Raw genomic sequence first — 18,480 nt, forward strand, 5'->3', positions numbered from 1 at the left:
TGGGACCCCGGAAGGCTGTCCCCGCCCGCCTGAACCGGGCCTGAACGCGGCCGAACGCGTCTTCAGGTTGGGCTCAGGCGCGCGCGCCAGACTGCGCCCGTGCGGATGTTGCTGGTGGACGACGAGCGGCGGTTGACCGACGTGCTCGCGAGCGGGCTGGCGAACGAGGGGTTCGCGGTGGACGTCGCCCACGACGGGCGCGACGGCCTGTGGCTCGCCACCGAGAACACCTACGACGTGATCGTGCTGGACGTCATGCTGCCTCGACTGTCCGGCTACGTCGTGTGCCGGGAGCTGCGGGCGAAGGAGAACTGGACGCCGATCCTCATGCTCACCGCCAAGGACGGCGTGCACGACGAGGCCGAGGCGCTCGACACCGGAGCGGACGACTACCTGTCCAAGCCGTTCTCCTACCTCGTGCTGCTCGCCCGGCTGCGCGCGCTCGTGCGCCGCGGCGGGCCCGCCCGGCCGGTGTCGATCACCGTCGGCGACCTGACGCTCGACCCGGCGGGCCTGCGCTGCCGGCGCGGCGAGGTGGACATCGCGCTGACGCCGAAGGAGTTCGCCGTGCTGCACGGGCTCGCGCGCCGGGCGGGCGAGGTCGTGTCGAAGCGGGAGCTGCTCGCCCAGGCGTGGGACTTCGCCTACGACGGCGACCCCAACATCGTCGAGGTCTACATCAGCGCGCTCCGGCGCAAGATCGACGCCCCGTTCGGGCGCACCTCGCTGGTCACCGTCCGCGGCGCCGGCTACCGGCTGGAGGCAGCCCCATGAGGGCCCCCGCGCGGATGTCGGTGCGCCTGCGCGCGACGCTCGCGGCCACGGCGGTGGTGGCGGTCGCCCTCGGCGTCGCGTCCGCGGTGCTGGTGAGCGTGCTCGCCGGCAGCCTCGCCGACAGCGCGGCGGCGGAGGCCGAGCGCCGCGCCGCCCAGACCGTGGAGATGCTCACGGTGCCGGACCCGCCGGTCGTCGAGTCCCCGCTGGTGGTGGGCCCGGACGTCGTCGTGCGGCCGGCGCAGCCGGGCGTGCCCCCGCCCACGTTCACCCAGAACGAGCGCTTCGCGGTCGCCAGCGTGCCCGTGATGACCGCGGACGGGGAGGTGCTCGTGCAGGCCAGGGCGTCGCTGCACCCCGCGGCGGCCGCCCTCGACACGCTGCGGTCCGTGCTGCTGCCCGGGGTGCCCGCGCTGCTCCTGCTGGTGGCCGGGCTCACCTTCATCGCCGTCGGGCGCGCGCTCGCGCCGGTGTCGGCGATCCGCCGGGAACTCGCCGACATCACCGCCACCGACCTGCACCGGCGCGTGCCGGTGCCCGAGGCCCGGGACGAGATCAGGCTCCTGGCCGAGACGACCAACCGCACCCTCGACCGGCTCGAGCACGCGGTCGATCGGCACCGCCGGTTCGTCGCCGACGCGGCGCACGAGCTGCGCAGCCCGCTCGCCGTGCTGCGCACCCGCCTCGAGGTCGCCCCGCCCCAACCGCTCACCACCGAGGCGCTCGCCGACGTCGACCGGATCCAGCGCCTCACCGCCGACCTGCTGCTGCTCGCCCGGCTCGACGCGGGCGAGCCGGCCGAGCACGAGGAGGTCGACCTCGGGCAGGTCGCCGCCGAGGAGGCCGCCCGGGCCCGCCCGCGCTCCGATGTCCGGGTCGACCTGCGGATCGGGCCGGGGATCGTCGTGCGCGGCTCGGCAGAACAGCTGCGCAGGCTGGTGGCGAACCTCGTCGACAACGCCGTGCGGCACGCCGCGGGCGCGGTGACCGTGCGGCTGGCCGCGCGCGGCGGGGAGGCGGTGCTCGACGTCTGCGACGACGGGCCGGGCATCCCGCCCGACCAGCAGGCGGCGGTTTTCGACCGCTTCACCCGCCTCGACGAGGCGCGGGCGCGCGACGCGGGCGGATCCGGGCTGGGGCTCGCCATCGCCCGTGACATCGCGGTCCGCCACGCCGGCACGCTCGCGGTGGCGGGCGGCCCGCCGGGCGCCGTGCTGCGGGCGCGGTTCCCGATCGGCTGAAACCGCGACGCCGCACCGCAACACCCGCCGCCCGGGTGCCGACAAGATCAGCATGAGGCTCCGGGGGATCACCGCGGTCGTGCTGGCCCCGCTCACCGTCGTCGCCTGCGCGGCCCCGCCGGCCCCGGCGGGCGTCGCCGCCGAGCAAGACGCGGTGACCACGCCGCCCCGCCCGGCCCGCGAGCGCATCGTCGTGCACGGGACCGGCGACGTCAGCCTCGACCCGGTCTACATCCCCGCGTTCCGCGAGCACGGCTACGAGCACGCCTGGTCCGGCCTCGGCGGCCTGTTCGCCGCCGACGACCTCACGATCGTCAACCTCGAGTGCCCCGTCTCGACGCGGGGCGAGCCGGTGGAGAAGGCGTTCACGTTCCGCTGCGACCCCGCGGCGCTCCCGGCCGCGCGCGCCGCGGGCGTCGAGGTCGCGAACTTCGCCAACAACCACATCCGAGACTTCGGCCGCGACGCCATGCTGGACTCGATCCGGCACGCGCACGACGCCGGGATCGCCCCGGTGGGGATCGGCGCCGACCTCGCCGCCGCGACCGCGCCCGCGATCCTCGAACGCGGCGGGTGGCGGATCGCCGTGCTCGGGTTCGGCGGGGTCGTCCCGGACGCCTCGTGGCTCGCGACGACCCGCTCCCCCGGGCTCGCCTCCGGCGACGACGTGGACCTGATGGTCGAGGCGGTGCGCGCCGCCGACGCGGTGGCCGACCTGGTGTTCGTCACCATCCACTGGGGGATGGAGCTGGACACCGAGCCCCGCGCGGACGACATCGGCTACGCCGAGGCGATGATCGAGGCGGGCGCGGACGGGATCTTCGGCCACCACCAGCACCGGCTGGGACCGCTCGGCGAGCACGCGGGGCGGCCGATCGCATGGGGCCTCGGCAACTTCGTCTGGCCGCGCCTGTCGACCGAGTCGGCGACGACCGCGGTCGCCCGCTTCGTGGTGGATCCCGACGGCGCCGTCCACGGCTGCCTGATCCCCGCCGTGATCGCCCGCCACGGGCACCCGGAGCTCGCGGGCCCCGCGCCCTGCTAGCCGACGGTGAGCACCAGCTTGCCGGTGGTACGACCCAGCTCGCCGGCGCGGTGGGCGTGCGCGGCGCGCTCGAGGGGGAAGGTCTCCGACACGAGCACCCGCAGCCGCCGCTCGTCCACCAGGCGGGCGAGCTCCTCGAGCCCGTCGCCGTCCGGTTCGACGAGCATCGACGTGGCGCGCAGGCCGCGCTCGGCCGCCGCGGCGACCGCGTCGGCCGCGGCCGCCGACGGCAGGCAGATGAGCCGGCCCTCCGGGTGCAGGACGTCGAGCGAGCGCGTCGCCACCTCGCCCCCGATCAGGTCGAGCACGAGGTCGACCTGCGGCTCGATCACCTTCTCGAACTCCTCGGCGCGGTAGTCGATCGCCTCGTCGACGCCGAGGTCGTGCAGCAGGTTGTGCTTCGGCGCCGACGCCGTGCCGATCACGTACGCGCCCCTCGCCTTCGCGATCTGGACCGCGAGGTGCCCGACCCCGCCCGCGGCGGCGTGCACGAGGACGCGCTGCCCCGGCTGCACGTCGGCGATGTCGACCAGGCACTGCCACGCGGTGAGCCCGGCGAGCGGCAGGCCGGCCGCCTCGATCTCGGACAGGCCCGCGGGGCGGCGGGCGAAGTGGCGCGACGGCGCCGTCACGAACTCCGCGTAGGCGCCCGCCTGGCGTGGGAACCACGGCATCCCGAACACCGCGTCGCCCACCGCGAAGCGGGTGACGCCCCGCCCGACCGCGTCGACCGTGCCCGCGACGTCCCAGCCCACGGTGAACGGCGGCGGCCCGAGCACCGAGGCCATCCCCGCGCCCGCCCGGGTCTTCCAGTCGACGGGGTTCACGCCCGCCGCACCGACCCGCACCCGGACCTCCGTGGGCAGGGGCTCCGGGATCTCCGCCTCGCCGAGCTCGAGCACCTGCGGTCCGCCGGTCGACAGCTGCGTGATCACGCGCATCGTTCCCACGGCGGATGCCTACCACCGCCGGCGGGCGCCCCGCGGGGTCGAACCGGCCTCCCGCGCGGACCGCGCGGCGAACGGCAGCCCCCGCGCGCCGGGCTATCCGGGCAGCACGGCCTGGGTCTGGGTGACGCGGGCGGCGAGCCGACCACCGGCGTCGCGCAGCTCGGTGTCGGCCACGATCACGGTCCGCCCCACGCTGAGCGGCCGGGCCGTGGCCGCCACGTGGCCGGCGGTGACCGGGCGCAGGAAGTTGGTCGCGGAGGAGATGGTGGCCGTGCCGCGCGCCCCCTCGGGCAGGTTGAGGAACGCGCACCAGCCGCCCGCGGAGTCGGCGAGCGCCATCAGCGCGCCGCCGTGCAGCAGCCCGCCCGCGGTGCAGCGGGTTCCGTCCCAGTCCAGCCGCAGCACGACCTCGTCCGGCCCCACCTTCACCGCCGTCGCGCCGAGCACCGCGGTGAACGGCATGGCGGCGTGCAGCTGGGCGGTCAGCTCGTCGGTCATGACGGCCACCCTGCCGATCACGGACGCGGCGGTCCATTACCCCTGAGGTCATCGCCCGGGCGAACCCGCGCGAGCTAGCGTCGCCGCTATGACCGCGGCCACCGCCACCACCAGCTCGTTCGGGTCCCTGCTGCGCGAGTGGCGGCAGCGGCGCAGGCTCACCCAGCTCGAGCTCGGCATCCAGGCCGACGTGTCCGCCCGTCACCTCAGCTTCCTGGAGACGGGCCGGTCGCGCCCGAGCCGGGAGATGGTGCTGCTGCTGGCCGAGGAGCTGGACATGCCGCTGCGCGCGCGGAACGAGCTGATGATGGCCGCCGGGTACGCCCCCGCCTACACCGAGCACTCGCTCGACGACGCCGAGATGAGCGAGGTCCAGCGCTCGCTCAAGCAGATCCTGGAGGGCCACGCGCCGTACCCGGCGGTGCTCGTCGACGGCAGCTGGAACCTGCTCGCCGCCAACAGCGCCGTCGCGCTGCTCACCGACCTCGTCGACCCCGAGCTGCTCACACCGCCGGTGAACGTGCTGCGCGCGAGCCTGCACCCGCGCGGGCTCGCCCCGCACGTCGCCGACCTGCCCGAGTACGCGGCCCACCTGGTGTCGCGGCTGCGCAGGCAGGCCGAGCGCTCGGCGACCACCGGGCTGCGTGCCCTGCTCGACGAGGTCACCGGCTACTGCCGCGACGCGGGCCTCGACCCGGCCGCCCAGCCGCGCGACCGGATCGTGCTGCCGCTGCGGCTGCGCCACCCCGACCAGGAGCTCACGCTGTTCAGCACGGTGGCCGTGCTCGGCGCCCCGCTCGACGTCACCCTCGACGAGATCGCCATCGAGAGCTTCTTCCCCGCCGACGACGCCACGGCCGCCTACCTGCGCAAGCGGTTCGGGCAGCCGCGCCGGGATACGGTGCCCGCATGACGGAGCTGGTGCACCTCGACGTCGCGGCCGGCGTCGCCACGATCACGCTCGACTCGCCCGCCAACCGCAACGCGCTCTCGGCGCAGCTGCGCCGGGAGCTGCTCGCGCACCTGCAGACCGCGATCGACGACCCGGGCGCGCGCGTGATCGTGCTCAGCCACACCGGGCGGGTGTTCTGCTCCGGCATGGACCTCAAGGAGTCGCGCGGGGCGGGCGCGCAGGACCAGGGCGTCAACCAGTTCCCGGCGATCCTGGAGCGGATCTGGTCCTCCCCCACCCCGGTCGTCGCGCGGGTGGCGGGGCCCGCCCGCGCGGGCGGCGTCGGGCTGGTCGCGGCCTGCGACATCGCGGTGGCCGCCGAGGACGCCACGTTCGCGTTCAGCGAGGTGCGGCTCGGCCTGGTGCCCGCGGTCATCTCGGTGACCGTGCTGCCCCGGCTGCTGCCGCGCGCGGCGCACGAGCTGCTGCTCACCGGCGAGACGTTCGACGGGCGCCGCGCGGCGCGGATCGGGCTCGTCAACAGCGCGGTCCCGGCCGACGGCGTCGACGCCGAGGTCACCCGCTACGCCGAGATGCTCCGGCTGGGCGCCCCCGGGGCGCTGGCCGCGACGAAGGAGCTGCTGCGCCGGGAGCGCCCGGCCGCGCTCGACGCGCAGTTCGCCGAGATGCAGCAGCTCTCCGCCCGGTTCTTCGCCGGGGAGGAGGGCCAGGAGGGCATGCGCGCGTTCGCCGAGAAGCGCAAGCCGGCCTGGGCCCGGTAGCGCCCGCTCACCCCGGGAGGCGGAGCCGGACCACCACGGCCCGGTGGTCGCTGCCCGCCACCTCGTGCAGCGCGAGGTCCTCGGCGGCGATCGGGGGCGTGACGAGGACGTGGTCGATCTGCGCGCCGAGGAAGGTCGGCAGCCACGACGGCCAGGTGGGCGCGAGGCCGCGCCCGAGCTGGGCGGCCGCGTCCGCGCACCCGGCGGTGACCTCGCGCAGCCGGGAGTGGTCCAGCGTCGCGTTGAAGTCGCCCGCGACGATCGCCGGGGTACCGCCCGCGCAGTAGCGGGTCAGCTCGCCCAGGTCGGTGCTCCACTGCGCGACGTCACCCGGGCGCGGGGCGACCGCGTGGTAGGCCACGAACCGCGTCGCGCCCAGCCCGCCGCCGCCGATGATGACGGTGGGGAACGGCCGGGTCTCGTCGACGTCGACCGTCACGTCGCCGAGGTGCGCGGCGACCAGCGCCGAGACCCCGAAGACGTCGGTCACGCCGTCGGAGTCGGTGCCGACCGCGGTGACGATGCGGTAGCCGAGGGGCTCGACCAGCGGCGCGAGCCGCTCCCGGTACCAGGGGCCGACCTCGACGAGCGCGCCGAGGTCGGGCCGCTCGCGGCGGACGAGCTCCGCCAGGCCGGCCACGTCCGCCGCGCCGTCCAACGCGTTGACCGTCAGCACGGTGAGCGCACGCCCGCCCGCGGGCGGCGGCCCGGGTTGCGTGCGGGGGACGGTCACCACGACGCCGAGGACCAGCACGACCGCGAGCGCCGCCGCGGGCAGCAGGGCCCGCCGGGTGCGCCACGCGAGGCCGCACAGGGCGAGCACCAGCGCCGCCACCCCGACGAGCAGGTACGGCCGCAGCGACACGACCTGCGCGAGCGGGGTGATCCGGTCGATGCCGAGCAGGTCGGGCACGGTCAGCACGGCGACCCCGGCGACGAGCGCGATCGGCAGCCGTCGGCGGGGCCGGGTGGACGTCGGTGCAGCCGGGACGTCGGCCCCGGTCCCAGGCGGTGAACCCACGCGGCGAGTCTGGCGGGCCCCCGCTGTGATCCCGGTGAGAAACGATCACGGACGCTCGAGCGCGACCACCGGGATCGTTCGCGTCGTCCTCGCCTCGTGCTCGGCGAAGAACGGGTAGGTCGCCTTCAGCATCTCCCACACCCGCTCGCGCTCGGCGCCCTCGAGCGGCCGCGCCACCGCCGGGCGGGCGCCGCCGGGCTCGTCGCCGACCTCGACGGTGACGTGCGGGTCGGCCACCAGGTTCAGGTACCAGTCCGGGTGCCGGGGCGCGCCGATGTTGGACGCGACCACGAGCAGCCGATCGCCGTCGCGGTGGAACATCATCGGGGTGGTGCGCGGCCGCCCGGTGCGCCGCCCGGTGGTGGTGAGCAGCACCAGGCGCTCCCGGTGCATGCCCTCGACCGGGCCGCCCGCCCGCAACTGCGCGATCACGCGCTCGTTGACCGCGCGCACGTCCATCCCGGTCACGGCGTCCACCCCGGGTCCCGGCCGGACGCCGCGAGGGCCCGCTCGAACGCGGGCGCGTCGGGCGCCACGGCGACCTCGGGCCCGAACCACCCGGCGGCGCGCCCCGACGGCGCCATCGCGAGCACCCCGTCGAGCACGGCGGCGCCGAGCGCGTCGGGGACGTCGACGGTCCGGCCGGTGGCGCGGGCGAGGTCCCAGGCGTGCACGGCGAACTCGGCGGTCATCATCGAGCCGATCGCGGAGGCGGGCATCGCCGCGCCGCCCATGCTCGCCTCGCCCCGCCACGCGTCCGGGTCGGCCCACACCTGCGTGGTGGCCGCCGCCTCGTCGGCGCACGCCCGCGCCCACTCCTCCTCCGGCAGCCCGGCGAGGTAGGGGGCGCGCTCCTCCCCGCTCCACGACGGCTCCCACGGCTCGCGGGCGCCGCTGCGGTGGGCGAGCAGGAAGCCGAACGCCAGGTGGTTCACGACGTCGCGGACGGTGTATCCGGCGCACGGCGACGGGTCGTCGTAGCGGCCCGTGCCGGTGTCGCGGATCGTCGCGACCGCCAGTTCGATGCTGTCTCGTAGCCGTTGCGCCGATTCCATGCCTCGATCCTGCGCCCCGCGCGACGATCTGTATTGCACGAACGCGACAGCTACCCTTGCCGTCGTGGACACCCTGGAGGCGTCGGCCATCGACCAGGCGCTCGACGTCCTCGCGCGCCGCCCGATCGTCGCCCTCACCGGGGCGGGCCTGTCCACCGACTCCGGCATCCCCGACTACCGGGGCCCCGGGTCGCCGCGGCGCACGCCGATGACCTACCAGGAGTTCCTCTCCGGCGAGGACGCCCAGCGCCGCTACTGGGCGCGCAGCCACGTCGGTTGGGCCCGCATGGCGCAGGCCGAGCCGAACGCGGGCCACCACGCTCTCGCCGCGCTGGAGCGGTGCGGGGCGCTGAAGGGCGTGATCACGCAGAACGTCGACGGTCTGCACACGGCGGCGGGCAACCGGGCGGTGATCGACCTGCACGGCCGGATCGCCGACGTCGTCTGCGTGCGCTGCCGCAGGCGCAGCAGCCGCGCCGAGCTGCAGCGGCGGCTCGCCGAGCTCAACCCCGGCTTCATCGAGGCGGCGGGCGCCGCCGTGGAGGCCGCCCCGGACGGCGACGCCGAGCTCGCCGCCGTCGACGGGTTCCGGCTGGCGTGGTGCACCGGGTGCGGCGGCCCGCTCAAGCCGGACGTGGTGTTCTTCGGCGAGAACGTCCCGCGCGACCGGGTCGAGCGCGCCTACGCCATGGTCGACGCCGCCGCGGCGCTGCTCGTCGCGGGCTCGTCGCTGGCGGTGATGTCCGGCCTGCGGTTCGTGCGGCACGCGCACGAGGCGGGCCTCCCGGTGGTGATCGTCAACCGCGGCCCCACCCGCGGCGACGACCTCGCCACGGTCCGGGTCGACGCCGGCTGCTCGGAGACGCTGTCGGCGCTCGCGGCCGCCCTCGGCACGGCTCAGTAGTCCGTCGCCATCGCGGCGCGGACCTCCCGAAGGGTGTCCTCGGCGATCGCGCACGCCCGCTCGTTGCCCGCCCGCAGGATCCGGCGCAGCTGGGCCCGGTCGTCGAGGTAGGCGGCGCGGGCGGCGCGGATCGGGGCCAGGAACCCCTCGACCGCGTCGATCGCGAGGCGCTTGAGCGCGGCGGCACCCGCGTCCCCGACCTCGTCGGCCACCTCGACCGGGTCGCGGTCCTGGCAGAGCGCCACCAGCCGGACCAGGTTGGCCACCTCCGGCCGGGTGTCCGGCTCGTAGGTGATGCGGCGCTGCGCGTCGGTCCGCGCGCCCCTGATCCGCCGCGCGACCTCGTCGGAGGGCAGCGACAGCGGGATCGCGTTGCCCCGGCTCTTGCTCATCTTCTGCCCGTCCAGGCCGAGCAGGTGCGGCACCGGGGACAACAGCGCGTCCGGGACGGGGAAGACCGGCCCGTACCGGTCGTTGAAGCGGCGGGACACCGTGCGCGTGAGCTCCAGGTGCGGCAGCTGGTCCTTGCCGACGGGCACGAGGTTGGCCTTGCAGAACAGGATGTCGGCGGCCTGGTGCACCGGGTAGGTGAACATCAGGCCGCTCACCGCTCTCCGGGACGCCTCGATCTCCTCCTTGACCGTGGGGTTGCGCGCGAGCTCGGCGACCGAGACGAGCGACAGGAACGGCAGCAGCAGCTGGTTGAGGGCGGGCACCGCGCTGTGGGTGAAGATCGTGGCCTTGCCGGGGTCGATCCCGACCGCCAGGTAGTCGGCGACCAGCCCGTCGACGTGCTCGGGCAGGTTCTCGGCGACGTCGCGGTCGGTGAGCGCCTGGTAGTCGGCGACGAGCACGAACAGCTCGACGCCGAGCCGCTGCAGGCGCACGCGGCCCGCCACCGTGCCGAAGTAGTGGCCCAGGTGCAGCGGGCCGGTCGGCCGGTCACCGGTGAGGATCCGGAACCGCGCCGGGTCCTCGGCGATGCGGGCCTCCAGCTCGGCGCTGCGGCGCTGGGCGGCGAGCAGGGTGTCGGATGGGTCAGGGCTCATGGGGGCTCCTTCGCTGGTGGGCAGGCCGCCCGCCAGAAGGCCCCCGACGAACGAAAAGGGCCGGCCCTGACGGGACGGCCCTGGTCGTGCGTGAGCTGGCGGCCGTCCTACGACGGCGGCCGCCAGCTCACGCGCGGGAGACGATGCACACCCTCAGGCTAGCCGCCTGCGGCTCACGGCGCGGACGAGGAGCACCCCCGCCGCCGCGACGCTCTGCGCGCCGAGCCACGCCACCCCGGTGGCGACGACCCCGAGCGCCGGCATCAGCACCCAGCTCCCGGCGATCACCGCGGTGGTGACGGCGGCGGGCAGCCCGAACAGGACGCGCCCGTCGCGGCGGACGCGCGCGGCCCACACCGCGGACCAGGTGACGACGTTCGGGACGGCCGAGAGCGCGAGCAGCGCCAGCAGGAGGCTGCCCTCGTCGGCGTAGTGGGCGCCGAACAGCGACAGCAGCGGCTCCGCCCCCACCGCGATCACGAGCACGGCGGGCACGAGCAGGGCCATCGCCTTGACCACCATGCCGCGCCGGGCCTGCTCGAGCCGGTCGGGGTGGGCGGCGACGTGGGCGACGAGCGACTGCCCCATCCCGTTGACGACCAGGTAGAGGGCGTAGGCGATCTGCCAGGTGATGCCGTACACCGCGGCCGCCTCCGGGCCGAGGCGGGCGAGGACCACGAGCGGCAGCCCGAACACCGCGGTGAGCAGGAAGACCGTGCCCGCGTAGTCGGCCCGGACGAACGACGCGACGTCGCGCACCGTGACCGCGGGGGCCGCGCCGCCCGTGGTCTCCGCGGGGCGCGGCAGCACCCGCGCCAGGTAGGCCGTGACGATCAGCACGATCACGGCGGTGGCCGCCACCCAGGCGACGGCGAGCCCGCCGAAGAGCCCCAGCGCGGCGGCCGCGCCGAGGAACACGATCTTCAGCACGGAGAACACGAGGTTCTCCACCGGCACCAGCGTGGCCTTCTTCAGCGCGGGCAGCACGTAGTCCTGCATGACGAACATCGCCCACACCGGGGTGGCCAGCGTGAAGAACGCCAGCAGCTGCGACCCGCCGAACGCGGCGACCAGCTCCGGGGCCCACCAGCCTGCTCCGAGCGCGAACACCGCACCGGCCAGTGCGGCCACCGCCACCGCGGCGGCGTAGCAGCCCACCACGAGCACGCGGACGTGGCGGCCCGCCACGGGGACGAAGCGCAGCAGCGCGTTGCCGAGGTTGAGCTGCGCGGCCGTGCCCAGCAGCGTCATCGCCGACAGGACGGTGCTGTTCACGCCCACGGTCGCCGAGTCGTACAGCCGGGCCGCGAGGATCCAGAACAGCAGCCCCAACCCCGAGGTGAGGCCGGAGCTGAGCACGAGCGCCAGGCCGTCGCGGTGCTGCGGGGTCCGCCATCCGCGGAGCAGACCCGACCGTACCTGCGCGGCGCGGTCGCGGGTCGGAACGCGGTGCTCCTGCAAGGTCGACATGGGCCTTCCGTCGCCGTCGTCACCCGGTGCGGTCGCACCGGGCATCGCGGCCCACCCTGATGGCGGACCGCTGAAGCGACGCTGAGAGTTACCGCGACGCGGAAGTCACGTCGGGTGAGCCCTCGGGGCCCTTCTCGCGGCGCCCGCGGCGGGCGGCGAACCAGCCCGCGGCGGCGTCGACCAGGCGATCGGACACCACGGCGGTGCCCCAGCAGAGCGGCACGAGCACGAACGTGGCGAGGAGGACCTGGAACCCGAACGGGAGTTGCGTGAGCCACAGCTCGAACGCGTCCCACCAGTCCGCCAGGGTGCTCAACACGGCTCACACAGTAGACGGGGACGATCCTGGATACATTCGCGCCATGTTCGCCGTCTACGCAGCAGAGCCCAACGCCGACGCTCCGCTCGACTCGCTCGTCGTGGGCGAGCGGCCCGCGCCCGAGGTGCCCGACGGGTGGGTGGCCGTCAACGTCACCGCCGCGAGCCTCAACATGCACGACATCTGGACGTTGCGCGGCGTGGGGATCAAGCCCGACCAGTTCCCCATGATCCTCGGCTGCGACGGTGCGGGCACGCTCGAGGACGGCACCGAGGTCGTCATCCACTCGGTGATCGGCGACCCGGCGTGGGAGGGCGACGAGACGCTCGACCCGAAGCGCACCCTGCTCACCGAGAAGCACCAGGGGACGTTCGCCGACACCGTGGTGGTGCCCGCGCGCAACGTCGTGCCCAAGCCCGCGGGGCTCACCGCCGTGCAGGCGTCCGTGATGGGCACGGCGTGGCTCACCGCCTACCGGATGCTGTTCACCAAGTCGGGGCTGCGGCCCGGGCAGACGATGCTCGTGCAGGGCGCGTCCGGCGGGGTGTCGACGGCGCTGGTGCAACTGGGCCGCGCCGCCGGGATGCGGGTGTGGGTCACCGGGCGCACGGAGGAGAAGCGCGCGGTCGCCGAGCGGCTCGGCGCGCACGCCACGTTCCCGACCGGGGAGCGGCTCCCCGAGCGGGTGGACGCGGTCTTCGAGACCGTCGGTGAAGCCACGTGGTCGCACTCGATGCGCGCCCTCAAGCCGGGCGGTGTGATCGTCGTCTCCGGCGCGACCAGCGGGCCCAACCCCGGTGCCGACCTCCAGCGGCTGTTCTTCCTCCAGTTGCGCGTCATCGGTTCGACCATGGGGACGCGCCAGGAGCTCATCGACCTGCTGCGTTTCGTCGAGAACGCCGGCATCTCGCCCGAGATCGGGCTCGAACTGCCGATGGATCGGGCCGCCGAGGGCTTCCGCGCGATGCTCGACGGAGACACCGCTGGGAAGATCGTATTCACCCGGTGAAGCCGCTCGTCGCGCTGAATCGGCCGTTCGTCTAGCGATTCGCCTTCCTGAGAACCCCGTTCGGCCCTCTCAGGACGTACAGTGTGTGACCGTGTCTGAGCCACCAAGTCGAATGGCGCCGGGGAATGGGTACCCCGCCCCGGCGCCGCGAGTGACAGGTCTGGTCGAGTTGCTCGACCGTTTGGACCGCGCGGTTGCCGCCGCGCTGTCCCCGGTCACGTCGGCGGAAGGCGTGAGCCGCGACGGATGGCGGGTGCTTCTCATGCTCGCCCGCGGCGGTGGGCGGAGCATGGGTGAGATCGCCGCCCACACCGCTCTGCCCGCACCGACCGCCACCCGCGTGGTCGACCGCCTGGTCGCCGCGCAGCTGGCCTACCGGCGCACCGACCCCGTCGACCGCAGGCGGGTCCTGGTCCACCTCGCAGGCGCCGGGCGGGCCGTCGTCGAGCGTGTCTGCGGCCGGGTGGAGCGCAAGGCGAGCGAGGCGCTCGGCTCGCCCCACACCCCCGAACGCGCACAGCTGGCCGAGCTCCTCGAGGCGCTGGCGCGCCAACCCGTCTGAGAAGACCCCCGACCCTCCCCGATCCCCCGAATCCCCCGACCTCCCCGGCTACGCCCCCGACAGCTCCAGCGCCCGGTCCAGCCAGGCCCGGGCTCGCACCCCCAGGTACTCCCGCGCCGCGGCGATCTCGGGCGCCCGCTCGCGCGCCACGGTGGAGGCCGCCAGCAGGTCGGCCACGGTCACCCCGTGGTCCGGCCGGTCGAAAACCTCCACCGGGTCGCCCGCCCGCACCGTCCCGGGGCGCAGCACCGCGAGGTACGCACCGGGCCGTCCGGCGGCGATGAACCGCTTGACCAGGTCGGGCACCCCGCGGAAGCCGGCGAACACCCGGCAGGGCGTGCGGGTGGCGCGCACCTGCAGCACGGCCTCACCGACCCGCCAGCGCTCGCCGAGCACGGCGCCGGTGCAGTCCACGCCGGACACGGTGAGGTTCTCGCCGACGCCGCCGGGGGTGAACTCCTGCCCGAGCTCGGCGGTCCAGAACGCGAGGTCCTCCACCGCGTAGGCGTACACCGCCTGGTCCGGGCCGCCGTGGTGCTTGGTGTGGCAGATGGTGTCGCCCCGCACTCCGTCTGCGGTGAGCAGCACGGGGCCGTCGACGGGGCGCTTGTCGATGCCGGTGCGCCCGTCGGGGGCGCGCGTCTCGATGTCGCTGCGGACGACGGCGACGTTGACCGACACGACCGTCACCGGGCCACCCCCGCGGCGGCGCGGGACGCGGCCTCCCGCGCCTCGGCGAGCAAGGTGGCCACCAGCTCGGCGGCGGGCAGCGGCCGGGCCAACGGGTAGGCCTGCCCCGCCCAGAGGTTGGTGGTGGCGGGATCGCCGTGGGCCCTGATCGGTCTCGTCGTGTGGTGCACCTGCGGGTAGGCGGCCGGGGCCGCGGCGGTGTGGACGTCGAGGAACGTGTTGCGGATGGCGCGCGCCGGGCGGCCGGTGAACGCGCGCGTCATCGCGGTGGGGGCGCCGTCGGAGGCGGCGAGCGCGGCGCGGTGCGCGGGCTTCGTGCCCGCCTCGGGGCAGGCGAGGAACGCGGTTCCCAGCTGGGCGGCCACCGCGCCCGCGGCCAGCACGGCGGCGACGCCCGCGCCGTCGACGATGCCGCCCGCGGCCACGAGCGGCAGGTCGACGGCCGCGGCGACGAGCCGCAGCAGCGCGAGCAGCCCGTACTGCGGGCCGCCCGCCGGGTCGGCCGGGTCGTTGTCGAACACCCCGCGGTGCCCGCCCGCCTCGAACCCCTGCACGACGAGCCCGTCGACCCCGGCCTCGGCGGCCTGGCGCGCCTCGTCCGGGTTCGTGACGGTGGTGAGCACCTCGCTGCCCACCGCGTGCAGCCGCGCCACCGCGTCCGGGTCGGGGCAGCCGAACGTGAACGACACCACCGGCACCGGGTCGGCGAGCAGGAGCGCGAGCTTGTCCGGGTAGGCGTCGTCGTCCCACACCGGCTCGCCGGGGTCGAACCCGGCGGCGACGAGCCGCGCGCGGTAGCGCTCCACCCCGGCGTCGCACCGTTCTCCGGGCAGGAACAGGTTCACCCCGAACGGCCGCGCGGTGCGCTCCCGGACGGCGGCCACCGCGGCGCCGAGCCCGTGGGCGTCCAGGTAGCCGCCCGCGACGAAGCCGAACCCGCCCGCGCCGGACACCGCGGCGACCAGCTCGGGGGTGGTGGGGCCACCCGCCATCGGCGCCAGCACGATCGGGGAGTCCAGCGCGGTCAGCACGCCGATCACGCTAGCCCGGCCGCGGCGGCCGGGTACCGCAGGTGTGAGCGGTGAGTCAGCCGCCTGGCAGGAACGCCGTGGCCGTGGCCTGGCCTGCCGCGGCGTAGGGGAAGGCGACCAGCAGGAACGCGCCGATCGCGATCACGAGGAAGCGGCGCAGCCAGCCGCCGCGCACCAGGAGCCAGCCCGCGACGAAGGCGATCAGCAGTGGCAGGGTGATCGTGTAGAGCGCCGTGAGCTCGGCGGCCGGGTCGTCGTTCTCCGGGCCGCCGCCGACCGCGGTGAGCACCACGCCGGCGGCGAAGATCAGCACGATGCCGCCCGCGAGCGCCGTCCACCTGCTCTTCGACCGCCCGGCGAGGACGCCGGCCAGCAACACGGCCAGCAGGACGACGCCGGTGACGGCCGGGGCGTACTCCAGGAGGCTGGCACTCATGGGCCACATCGTGCCCCCCGACCGGGTCATCCGGGCAGCCGCCGCGCCGGTGCCGATCCAGCGTCGAGGCGTGCGCCGCTGGACCGTCGCCGCAGCCCTGTTCACCGCGCTCGCGCTGAGCCTGTTCGGCGCGCCCACCGCGGCGTGGGCGCAGCCCCCCGGACGCGGGCGTCGCCGCCTGCCTCGACGGCACCTGCACCCTCCGGGTCACGGGCCCGGTGCGGATCCCGCTCGACGGGCGGGCCGGCGCGACGGGGCTCTCGGTGTCGTCGGTCGGGCCGTTCGCGGTGGCGTTCCGGGTGCACCGGCCCACCGGGCTCGGGCTGGGCGTGGTCGGGCCGTCCGGGACGGTGCGGTTCGGCTCGGACCGGGGCACCCTCACCGTGCGGGTGCTCGAGCTCGCGCCGGACGCCGCGGTGATCGAGCTGAGCACCCAGCCCGCATAGCCACCCGGCGCCGCCCACGGCCGCAGGCCGTCCAGGAGCCGGGCCGGCCCGACCGTGACCGGGACGGCCGCTCCGCGTGGAAGGCCTCGTCGCCCACGGCGCCGCCGACCTCGCGGTACGCGCCTGCGCCGTCGAGCTCGTAGCCGGTGAGGGCGCCGGGCTCGGCGGGGTCGAGGAGCCGGTAGGACGCCACCCCGATCCGCTCGCAGTACGCCACGCGCAGATCGCGCGGGCAGGCCGCCCGCCGCAACAGGAAGAGCCATGGTCCCCTCCTCCGTCTCGCCGTGCACGGACGGAATCGGGGCCTGCCGGCTGGCTACTTCTTCGCTTTGTCTGCGCTCGACTCGGTGGAAAGGGCCGCGACGAAGGCCTCCTGCGGGACCTCGACCCGCCCGATGGTCTTCATCCGCTTCTTGCCTTCCTTCTGCTTCTCCAGCAGCTTGCGCTTGCGGGTGATGTCACCGCCGTAGCACTTCGCGAGGACGTCCTTGCGAATGGCGCGGATGTTCTCCCGCGCGATGATGCGCGACCCGATCGCCGCCTGGATCGGCACCTCGAACTGCTGGCGCGGGATCAGCTCGCGCAGCTTCGAGGCCATCATCGTGCCGTAGGCGTAGGCCTGGTCCCGGTGCCGGATGGCGGAGAACGCGTCAACCGGCTCGCCCTGCAGCAGGATGTCCACCTTGACCAGGTCGGCGGCCTGTTCGCCCGCCTCCTCGTAGTCCAACGAGGCGTAGCCGCGCGTGCGGGACTTCAGCGCGTCGAAGAAGTCGAAGATGATCTCGGCGAGCGGCAGGGTGTAGCGCAGCTCGACACGGCTCTCCGACAGGTAGTCCATGCCGCTGAGCTGGCCGCGCCTGCTCTGGCAGAGCTCCATGATCGCGCCGATGTACTCCGACGGCGCCAGGATCGTGGTCTTGACGACCGGCTCGTACACCTCGGAGACCTTGCCGGTCGGCCAGTCCGACGGGTTGGTGACGATGCGCTCCGAGCCGTCGTCGAGCACCACCCGGTACACCACGTTCGGCGCGGTGGCGATCAGGTCGAGCCCGGCCTCGCGCTCCAGCCGGTCGCGGGTGATCTCCAGGTGCAGCAGGCCGAGGAACCCGCAGCGGAAGCCGAAGCCGAGCGCGGCGGAGGTCTCCGGCTCGTAGGTGAGGGCGGCGTCGTTGAGCCGCAGCTTGTCGAGCGCGTCGCGCAGCTCCGGGTAGTCCGAGCCGTCCACCGGGTAGAGCCCGGAGTAGACCATCGGCCGGGGCTCGCGGTAGCCGGTGAGCGGCTCGGTGGCGCCGTTGTGCTGCGTGGTGACGGTGTCGCCGACCTTGGACTGCCGCACGTCCTTCACGCCGGTGATGAGGTAGCCCACCTCGCCGACGCCGAGGCCCTGCGACGGCTTCGGTTCCGGGGAGACGATGCCCACCTCGAGCAGCTCGTGGGTGGCGCCGGTGGACATCATCCGGATCCGCTCGCGCGGGGTGATCTTCCCGTCGACCACGCGGATGTAGGTGACGACGCCGCGGTAGGTGTCGTACACCGAGTCGAAGATCATCGCGCGGGCCGGGGCGTCCGGGTCCCCCTGCGGCGGCGGGACGGCGCGGACGACCTCGTCGAGCAGCGCGGCCACCCCTTCGCCGGTCTTGGCGCTGACCCGCAGGACGTCCGCCGGATCGCACCCGATGATGTGGGCGATCTCGGCCGCGTAGCGGTCCGGGTCGGCCGCCGGCAGGTCGATCTTGTTGAGGACCGGGATGATCGTGAGGTCCTTGTCGAGCGCCAGGTAGAGGTTGGCGAGCGTTTGCGCCTCGATCCCCTGCGCGGCGTCGACGAGCAGGATCGCGCCCTCGCACGCCTCGAGCGCGCGCGAGACCTCGTAGGTGAAGTCGACGTGGCCCGGCGTGTCGATCAGGTGCAGGACGTGGTCGGTGCCGTCGACCCGCCACGGCAGCCGCACGTTCTGGGCCTTGATCGTGATGCCGCGCTCGCGCTCGATCTCCATCCGGTCGAGGTACTGGGCGCGCATCAGGCGCTCCTCGACCACGCCGGTGAGCTGCAGCATGCGATCGGCCAGGGTCGACTTGCCGTGGTCGATGTGCGCGATGATGCAGAAGTTCCGGATCAGCTCCGGCGGGGTGAACGTCTGATCGGCGAAGCTCACTCTGTTCCTTCTCCTACGGGGTGGCTCCATCGTCCCACGACGCACCGGGTCGGAGTCCGGACGGGTGAGCCGGTCGGCGGCTCGAGGGGTCCCCGCCCGTGCGTAGCCCGGGCCGGCCGTGGTCACCGCCCGTGACACCGGGGCGACCATC

The 18,480-nt window shown here is 74.8% G+C and carries 21 protein-coding genes; 9 read left to right on the forward strand and 12 right to left on the reverse strand.

Translation table 11 applies throughout. The annotated features are described in order from the left end of the window. The first annotated feature begins 99 nt into the window (after positions 1 to 99). The 3 genes from VKZ81_RS23465 to VKZ81_RS23475 are packed head-to-tail and all read left to right on the forward strand — an operon-like array spanning position 100 to position 3,060. Positions 100 to 774 (forward strand): response regulator transcription factor, encoded by a 675-nt coding sequence (locus tag VKZ81_RS23465; RefSeq protein WP_324243816.1) that lies wholly within the window; start codon positions 100 to 102, stop codon positions 772 to 774. Beyond that, on the forward strand, positions 771 to 2,015 hold the full coding sequence (locus VKZ81_RS23470; RefSeq protein WP_324243817.1) for a sensor histidine kinase: 1,245 nt from the start codon (positions 771 to 773) through the stop codon (positions 2,013 to 2,015). The genes VKZ81_RS23465 and VKZ81_RS23470 overlap by 4 nt, the downstream gene beginning before the upstream one ends. Before the next feature lie 52 nt (positions 2,016 to 2,067). Then, a complete protein-coding gene (locus VKZ81_RS23475) occupies positions 2,068 to 3,060 on the forward strand; it encodes a CapA family protein (protein ID WP_324243818.1) in 993 nt (330 codons plus the stop codon). Here the strand turns inward: VKZ81_RS23475 and VKZ81_RS23480 are convergent. Both VKZ81_RS23480 and VKZ81_RS23485 read right to left on the reverse strand, forming a co-directional pair. Continuing rightward, on the reverse strand, positions 3,057 to 4,001 hold the full coding sequence (locus VKZ81_RS23480; protein ID WP_324243847.1) for an NADP-dependent oxidoreductase: 945 nt from the start codon (positions 3,999 to 4,001) through the stop codon (positions 3,057 to 3,059). The two genes, VKZ81_RS23475 and VKZ81_RS23480, sit on opposite strands and share 4 nt — an antisense overlap. A 102-nt stretch (positions 4,002 to 4,103) precedes the next feature. Further along, a complete protein-coding gene (locus VKZ81_RS23485; RefSeq protein WP_324243819.1) occupies positions 4,104 to 4,508 on the reverse strand; it encodes a PaaI family thioesterase in 405 nt (134 codons plus the stop codon). A gap of 88 nt (positions 4,509 to 4,596) precedes the next feature. Between VKZ81_RS23485 and VKZ81_RS23490 the strand changes: the two genes are divergently transcribed. Both VKZ81_RS23490 and VKZ81_RS23495 read left to right on the forward strand, forming a co-directional pair. Beyond that, the gene (locus tag VKZ81_RS23490; protein ID WP_324243820.1) at positions 4,597 to 5,421 is read left to right on the forward strand and encodes a helix-turn-helix domain-containing protein; all 825 of its coding nucleotides are present in this window, start codon (positions 4,597 to 4,599) and stop codon (positions 5,419 to 5,421) included. Continuing rightward, positions 5,418 to 6,182, forward strand: coding sequence for an enoyl-CoA hydratase-related protein (locus tag VKZ81_RS23495; RefSeq protein ID WP_324243821.1), 765 nt, complete (start codon positions 5,418 to 5,420; stop codon positions 6,180 to 6,182). The genes VKZ81_RS23490 and VKZ81_RS23495 overlap by 4 nt, the downstream gene beginning before the upstream one ends. 7 nt (positions 6,183 to 6,189) lie before the next feature. On the opposite strand, the gene VKZ81_RS23500 is transcribed toward VKZ81_RS23495, so the two are convergent. The 3 genes from VKZ81_RS23500 to VKZ81_RS23510 are packed head-to-tail and all read right to left on the reverse strand — an operon-like array spanning position 6,190 to position 8,258. Further along, positions 6,190 to 7,203 carry an endonuclease/exonuclease/phosphatase family protein gene (locus VKZ81_RS23500; RefSeq protein WP_324243822.1) on the reverse strand — a complete coding sequence of 338 codons (1,014 nt, stop codon included), beginning with the start codon at positions 7,201 to 7,203 and terminating at the stop codon, positions 6,190 to 6,192. 45 nt (positions 7,204 to 7,248) lie between these two features. After that, on the reverse strand, positions 7,249 to 7,662 hold the full coding sequence (locus VKZ81_RS23505; protein WP_324243848.1) for a nitroreductase family deazaflavin-dependent oxidoreductase: 414 nt from the start codon (positions 7,660 to 7,662) through the stop codon (positions 7,249 to 7,251). 5 nt (positions 7,663 to 7,667) lie between these two features. Further along, positions 7,668 to 8,258 carry a TIGR03086 family metal-binding protein gene (locus VKZ81_RS23510; protein WP_324243823.1) on the reverse strand — a complete coding sequence of 197 codons (591 nt, stop codon included), beginning with the start codon at positions 8,256 to 8,258 and terminating at the stop codon, positions 7,668 to 7,670. Between the two features lie 64 nt (positions 8,259 to 8,322). On the opposite strand from VKZ81_RS23510, the gene VKZ81_RS23515 reads away from it, so the two are divergent. After that, on the forward strand, positions 8,323 to 9,162 hold the full coding sequence (locus VKZ81_RS23515; protein WP_324243824.1) for an NAD-dependent protein deacetylase: 840 nt from the start codon (positions 8,323 to 8,325) through the stop codon (positions 9,160 to 9,162). On the opposite strand, the gene trpS is transcribed toward VKZ81_RS23515, so the two are convergent. The 3 genes from trpS to VKZ81_RS23530 all read right to left on the reverse strand — a co-directional run bounded on the left by trpS (position 9,156) and on the right by VKZ81_RS23530 (position 12,000). Next, the gene (gene trpS, locus VKZ81_RS23520; RefSeq protein WP_324243825.1) at positions 9,156 to 10,211 is read right to left on the reverse strand and encodes a tryptophan--tRNA ligase; all 1,056 of its coding nucleotides are present in this window, start codon (positions 10,209 to 10,211) and stop codon (positions 9,156 to 9,158) included. The genes VKZ81_RS23515 and trpS overlap by 7 nt on opposite strands. Before the next feature lie 153 nt (positions 10,212 to 10,364). Continuing rightward, positions 10,365 to 11,681, reverse strand: a complete 1,317-nt coding sequence (locus VKZ81_RS23525; protein WP_324243826.1) for a lipopolysaccharide biosynthesis protein — start codon at positions 11,679 to 11,681, stop codon at positions 10,365 to 10,367. An 88-nt stretch (positions 11,682 to 11,769) separates the two neighbouring features. After that, positions 11,770 to 12,000 (reverse strand): hypothetical protein, encoded by a 231-nt coding sequence (locus VKZ81_RS23530; protein ID WP_324243827.1) that lies wholly within the window; start codon positions 11,998 to 12,000, stop codon positions 11,770 to 11,772. Positions 12,001 to 12,043: 43 nt separating this feature from the next. On the opposite strand from VKZ81_RS23530, the gene VKZ81_RS23535 reads away from it, so the two are divergent. Both VKZ81_RS23535 and VKZ81_RS23540 read left to right on the forward strand, forming a co-directional pair. Continuing rightward, positions 12,044 to 13,009, forward strand: a complete 966-nt coding sequence (locus VKZ81_RS23535) for a zinc-binding dehydrogenase (RefSeq protein WP_324243828.1) — start codon at positions 12,044 to 12,046, stop codon at positions 13,007 to 13,009. Between the two features lie 112 nt (positions 13,010 to 13,121). Continuing rightward, positions 13,122 to 13,571, forward strand: a complete 450-nt coding sequence (locus VKZ81_RS23540) for a MarR family winged helix-turn-helix transcriptional regulator (RefSeq protein WP_324243849.1) — start codon at positions 13,122 to 13,124, stop codon at positions 13,569 to 13,571. A 48-nt stretch (positions 13,572 to 13,619) separates the two neighbouring features. On the opposite strand, the gene VKZ81_RS23545 is transcribed toward VKZ81_RS23540, so the two are convergent. The 3 genes from VKZ81_RS23545 to VKZ81_RS23555 are packed head-to-tail and all read right to left on the reverse strand — an operon-like array spanning position 13,620 to position 15,728. Beyond that, complete coding sequence (locus tag VKZ81_RS23545) at positions 13,620 to 14,261, reverse strand: MOSC domain-containing protein (protein WP_324243829.1); 642 nt, start codon at positions 14,259 to 14,261, stop codon at positions 13,620 to 13,622. Further along, positions 14,258 to 15,292 (reverse strand): NAD(P)H-dependent flavin oxidoreductase, encoded by a 1,035-nt coding sequence (locus VKZ81_RS23550; RefSeq protein ID WP_324243830.1) that lies wholly within the window; start codon positions 15,290 to 15,292, stop codon positions 14,258 to 14,260. Before VKZ81_RS23550 ends, VKZ81_RS23545 begins: the two co-directional genes overlap by 4 nt. A gap of 55 nt (positions 15,293 to 15,347) precedes the next feature. Continuing rightward, positions 15,348 to 15,728 (reverse strand): hypothetical protein, encoded by a 381-nt coding sequence (locus VKZ81_RS23555; protein WP_324243831.1) that lies wholly within the window; start codon positions 15,726 to 15,728, stop codon positions 15,348 to 15,350. Positions 15,729 to 15,946: 218 nt separating this feature from the next. Here VKZ81_RS23555 and VKZ81_RS23560 point away from each other — a divergent pair, with 218 nt between their 5' ends. After that, complete coding sequence (locus VKZ81_RS23560; protein WP_324243832.1) at positions 15,947 to 16,174, forward strand: hypothetical protein; 228 nt, start codon at positions 15,947 to 15,949, stop codon at positions 16,172 to 16,174. A gap of 316 nt (positions 16,175 to 16,490) precedes the next feature. On the opposite strand, the gene lepA is transcribed toward VKZ81_RS23560, so the two are convergent. Beyond that, the gene (gene lepA, locus VKZ81_RS23565) at positions 16,491 to 18,329 is read right to left on the reverse strand and encodes a translation elongation factor 4 (RefSeq protein ID WP_324243833.1); all 1,839 of its coding nucleotides are present in this window, start codon (positions 18,327 to 18,329) and stop codon (positions 16,491 to 16,493) included. Between the last annotated feature and the right edge of the window lie 151 nt (positions 18,330 to 18,480).

Source organism: Pseudonocardia sp. (assembly GCF_035305885.1).
GTDB lineage: Bacteria > Actinomycetota > Actinomycetes > Mycobacteriales > Pseudonocardiaceae > Pseudonocardia.

What these genes read in the sequence shown, in the direction of transcription:
- VKZ81_RS23535 (WP_324243828.1), top strand. Translation starts at nt 12,044, where the DNA reads ATGTTCGCCGTCTACGCAGCAGAGCCCAACGCCGACGCTCCGCTCGAC.
- VKZ81_RS23525 (WP_324243826.1), bottom strand. Translation starts at nt 11,681, where the DNA reads ATGTCGACCTTGCAGGAGCACCGCGTTCCGACCCGCGACCGCGCCGCG.
- VKZ81_RS23510 (WP_324243823.1), bottom strand. Translation starts at nt 8,258, where the DNA reads ATGGAATCGGCGCAACGGCTACGAGACAGCATCGAACTGGCGGTCGCG.
- VKZ81_RS23485 (WP_324243819.1), bottom strand. Translation starts at nt 4,508, where the DNA reads ATGACCGACGAGCTGACCGCCCAGCTGCACGCCGCCATGCCGTTCACC.
- trpS (WP_324243825.1), bottom strand. Translation starts at nt 10,211, where the DNA reads ATGAGCCCTGACCCATCCGACACCCTGCTCGCCGCCCAGCGCCGCAGC.
- VKZ81_RS23480 (WP_324243847.1), bottom strand. Translation starts at nt 4,001, where the DNA reads ATGCGCGTGATCACGCAGCTGTCGACCGGCGGACCGCAGGTGCTCGAG.
- VKZ81_RS23540 (WP_324243849.1), top strand. Translation starts at nt 13,122, where the DNA reads ATGGCGCCGGGGAATGGGTACCCCGCCCCGGCGCCGCGAGTGACAGGT.
- VKZ81_RS23470 (WP_324243817.1), top strand. Translation starts at nt 771, where the DNA reads ATGAGGGCCCCCGCGCGGATGTCGGTGCGCCTGCGCGCGACGCTCGCG.
- VKZ81_RS23490 (WP_324243820.1), top strand. Translation starts at nt 4,597, where the DNA reads ATGACCGCGGCCACCGCCACCACCAGCTCGTTCGGGTCCCTGCTGCGC.
- VKZ81_RS23495 (WP_324243821.1), top strand. Translation starts at nt 5,418, where the DNA reads ATGACGGAGCTGGTGCACCTCGACGTCGCGGCCGGCGTCGCCACGATC.
- VKZ81_RS23475 (WP_324243818.1), top strand. Translation starts at nt 2,068, where the DNA reads ATGAGGCTCCGGGGGATCACCGCGGTCGTGCTGGCCCCGCTCACCGTC.
- VKZ81_RS23555 (WP_324243831.1), bottom strand. Translation starts at nt 15,728, where the DNA reads ATGAGTGCCAGCCTCCTGGAGTACGCCCCGGCCGTCACCGGCGTCGTC.
- VKZ81_RS23505 (WP_324243848.1), bottom strand. Translation starts at nt 7,662, where the DNA reads ATGGACGTGCGCGCGGTCAACGAGCGCGTGATCGCGCAGTTGCGGGCG.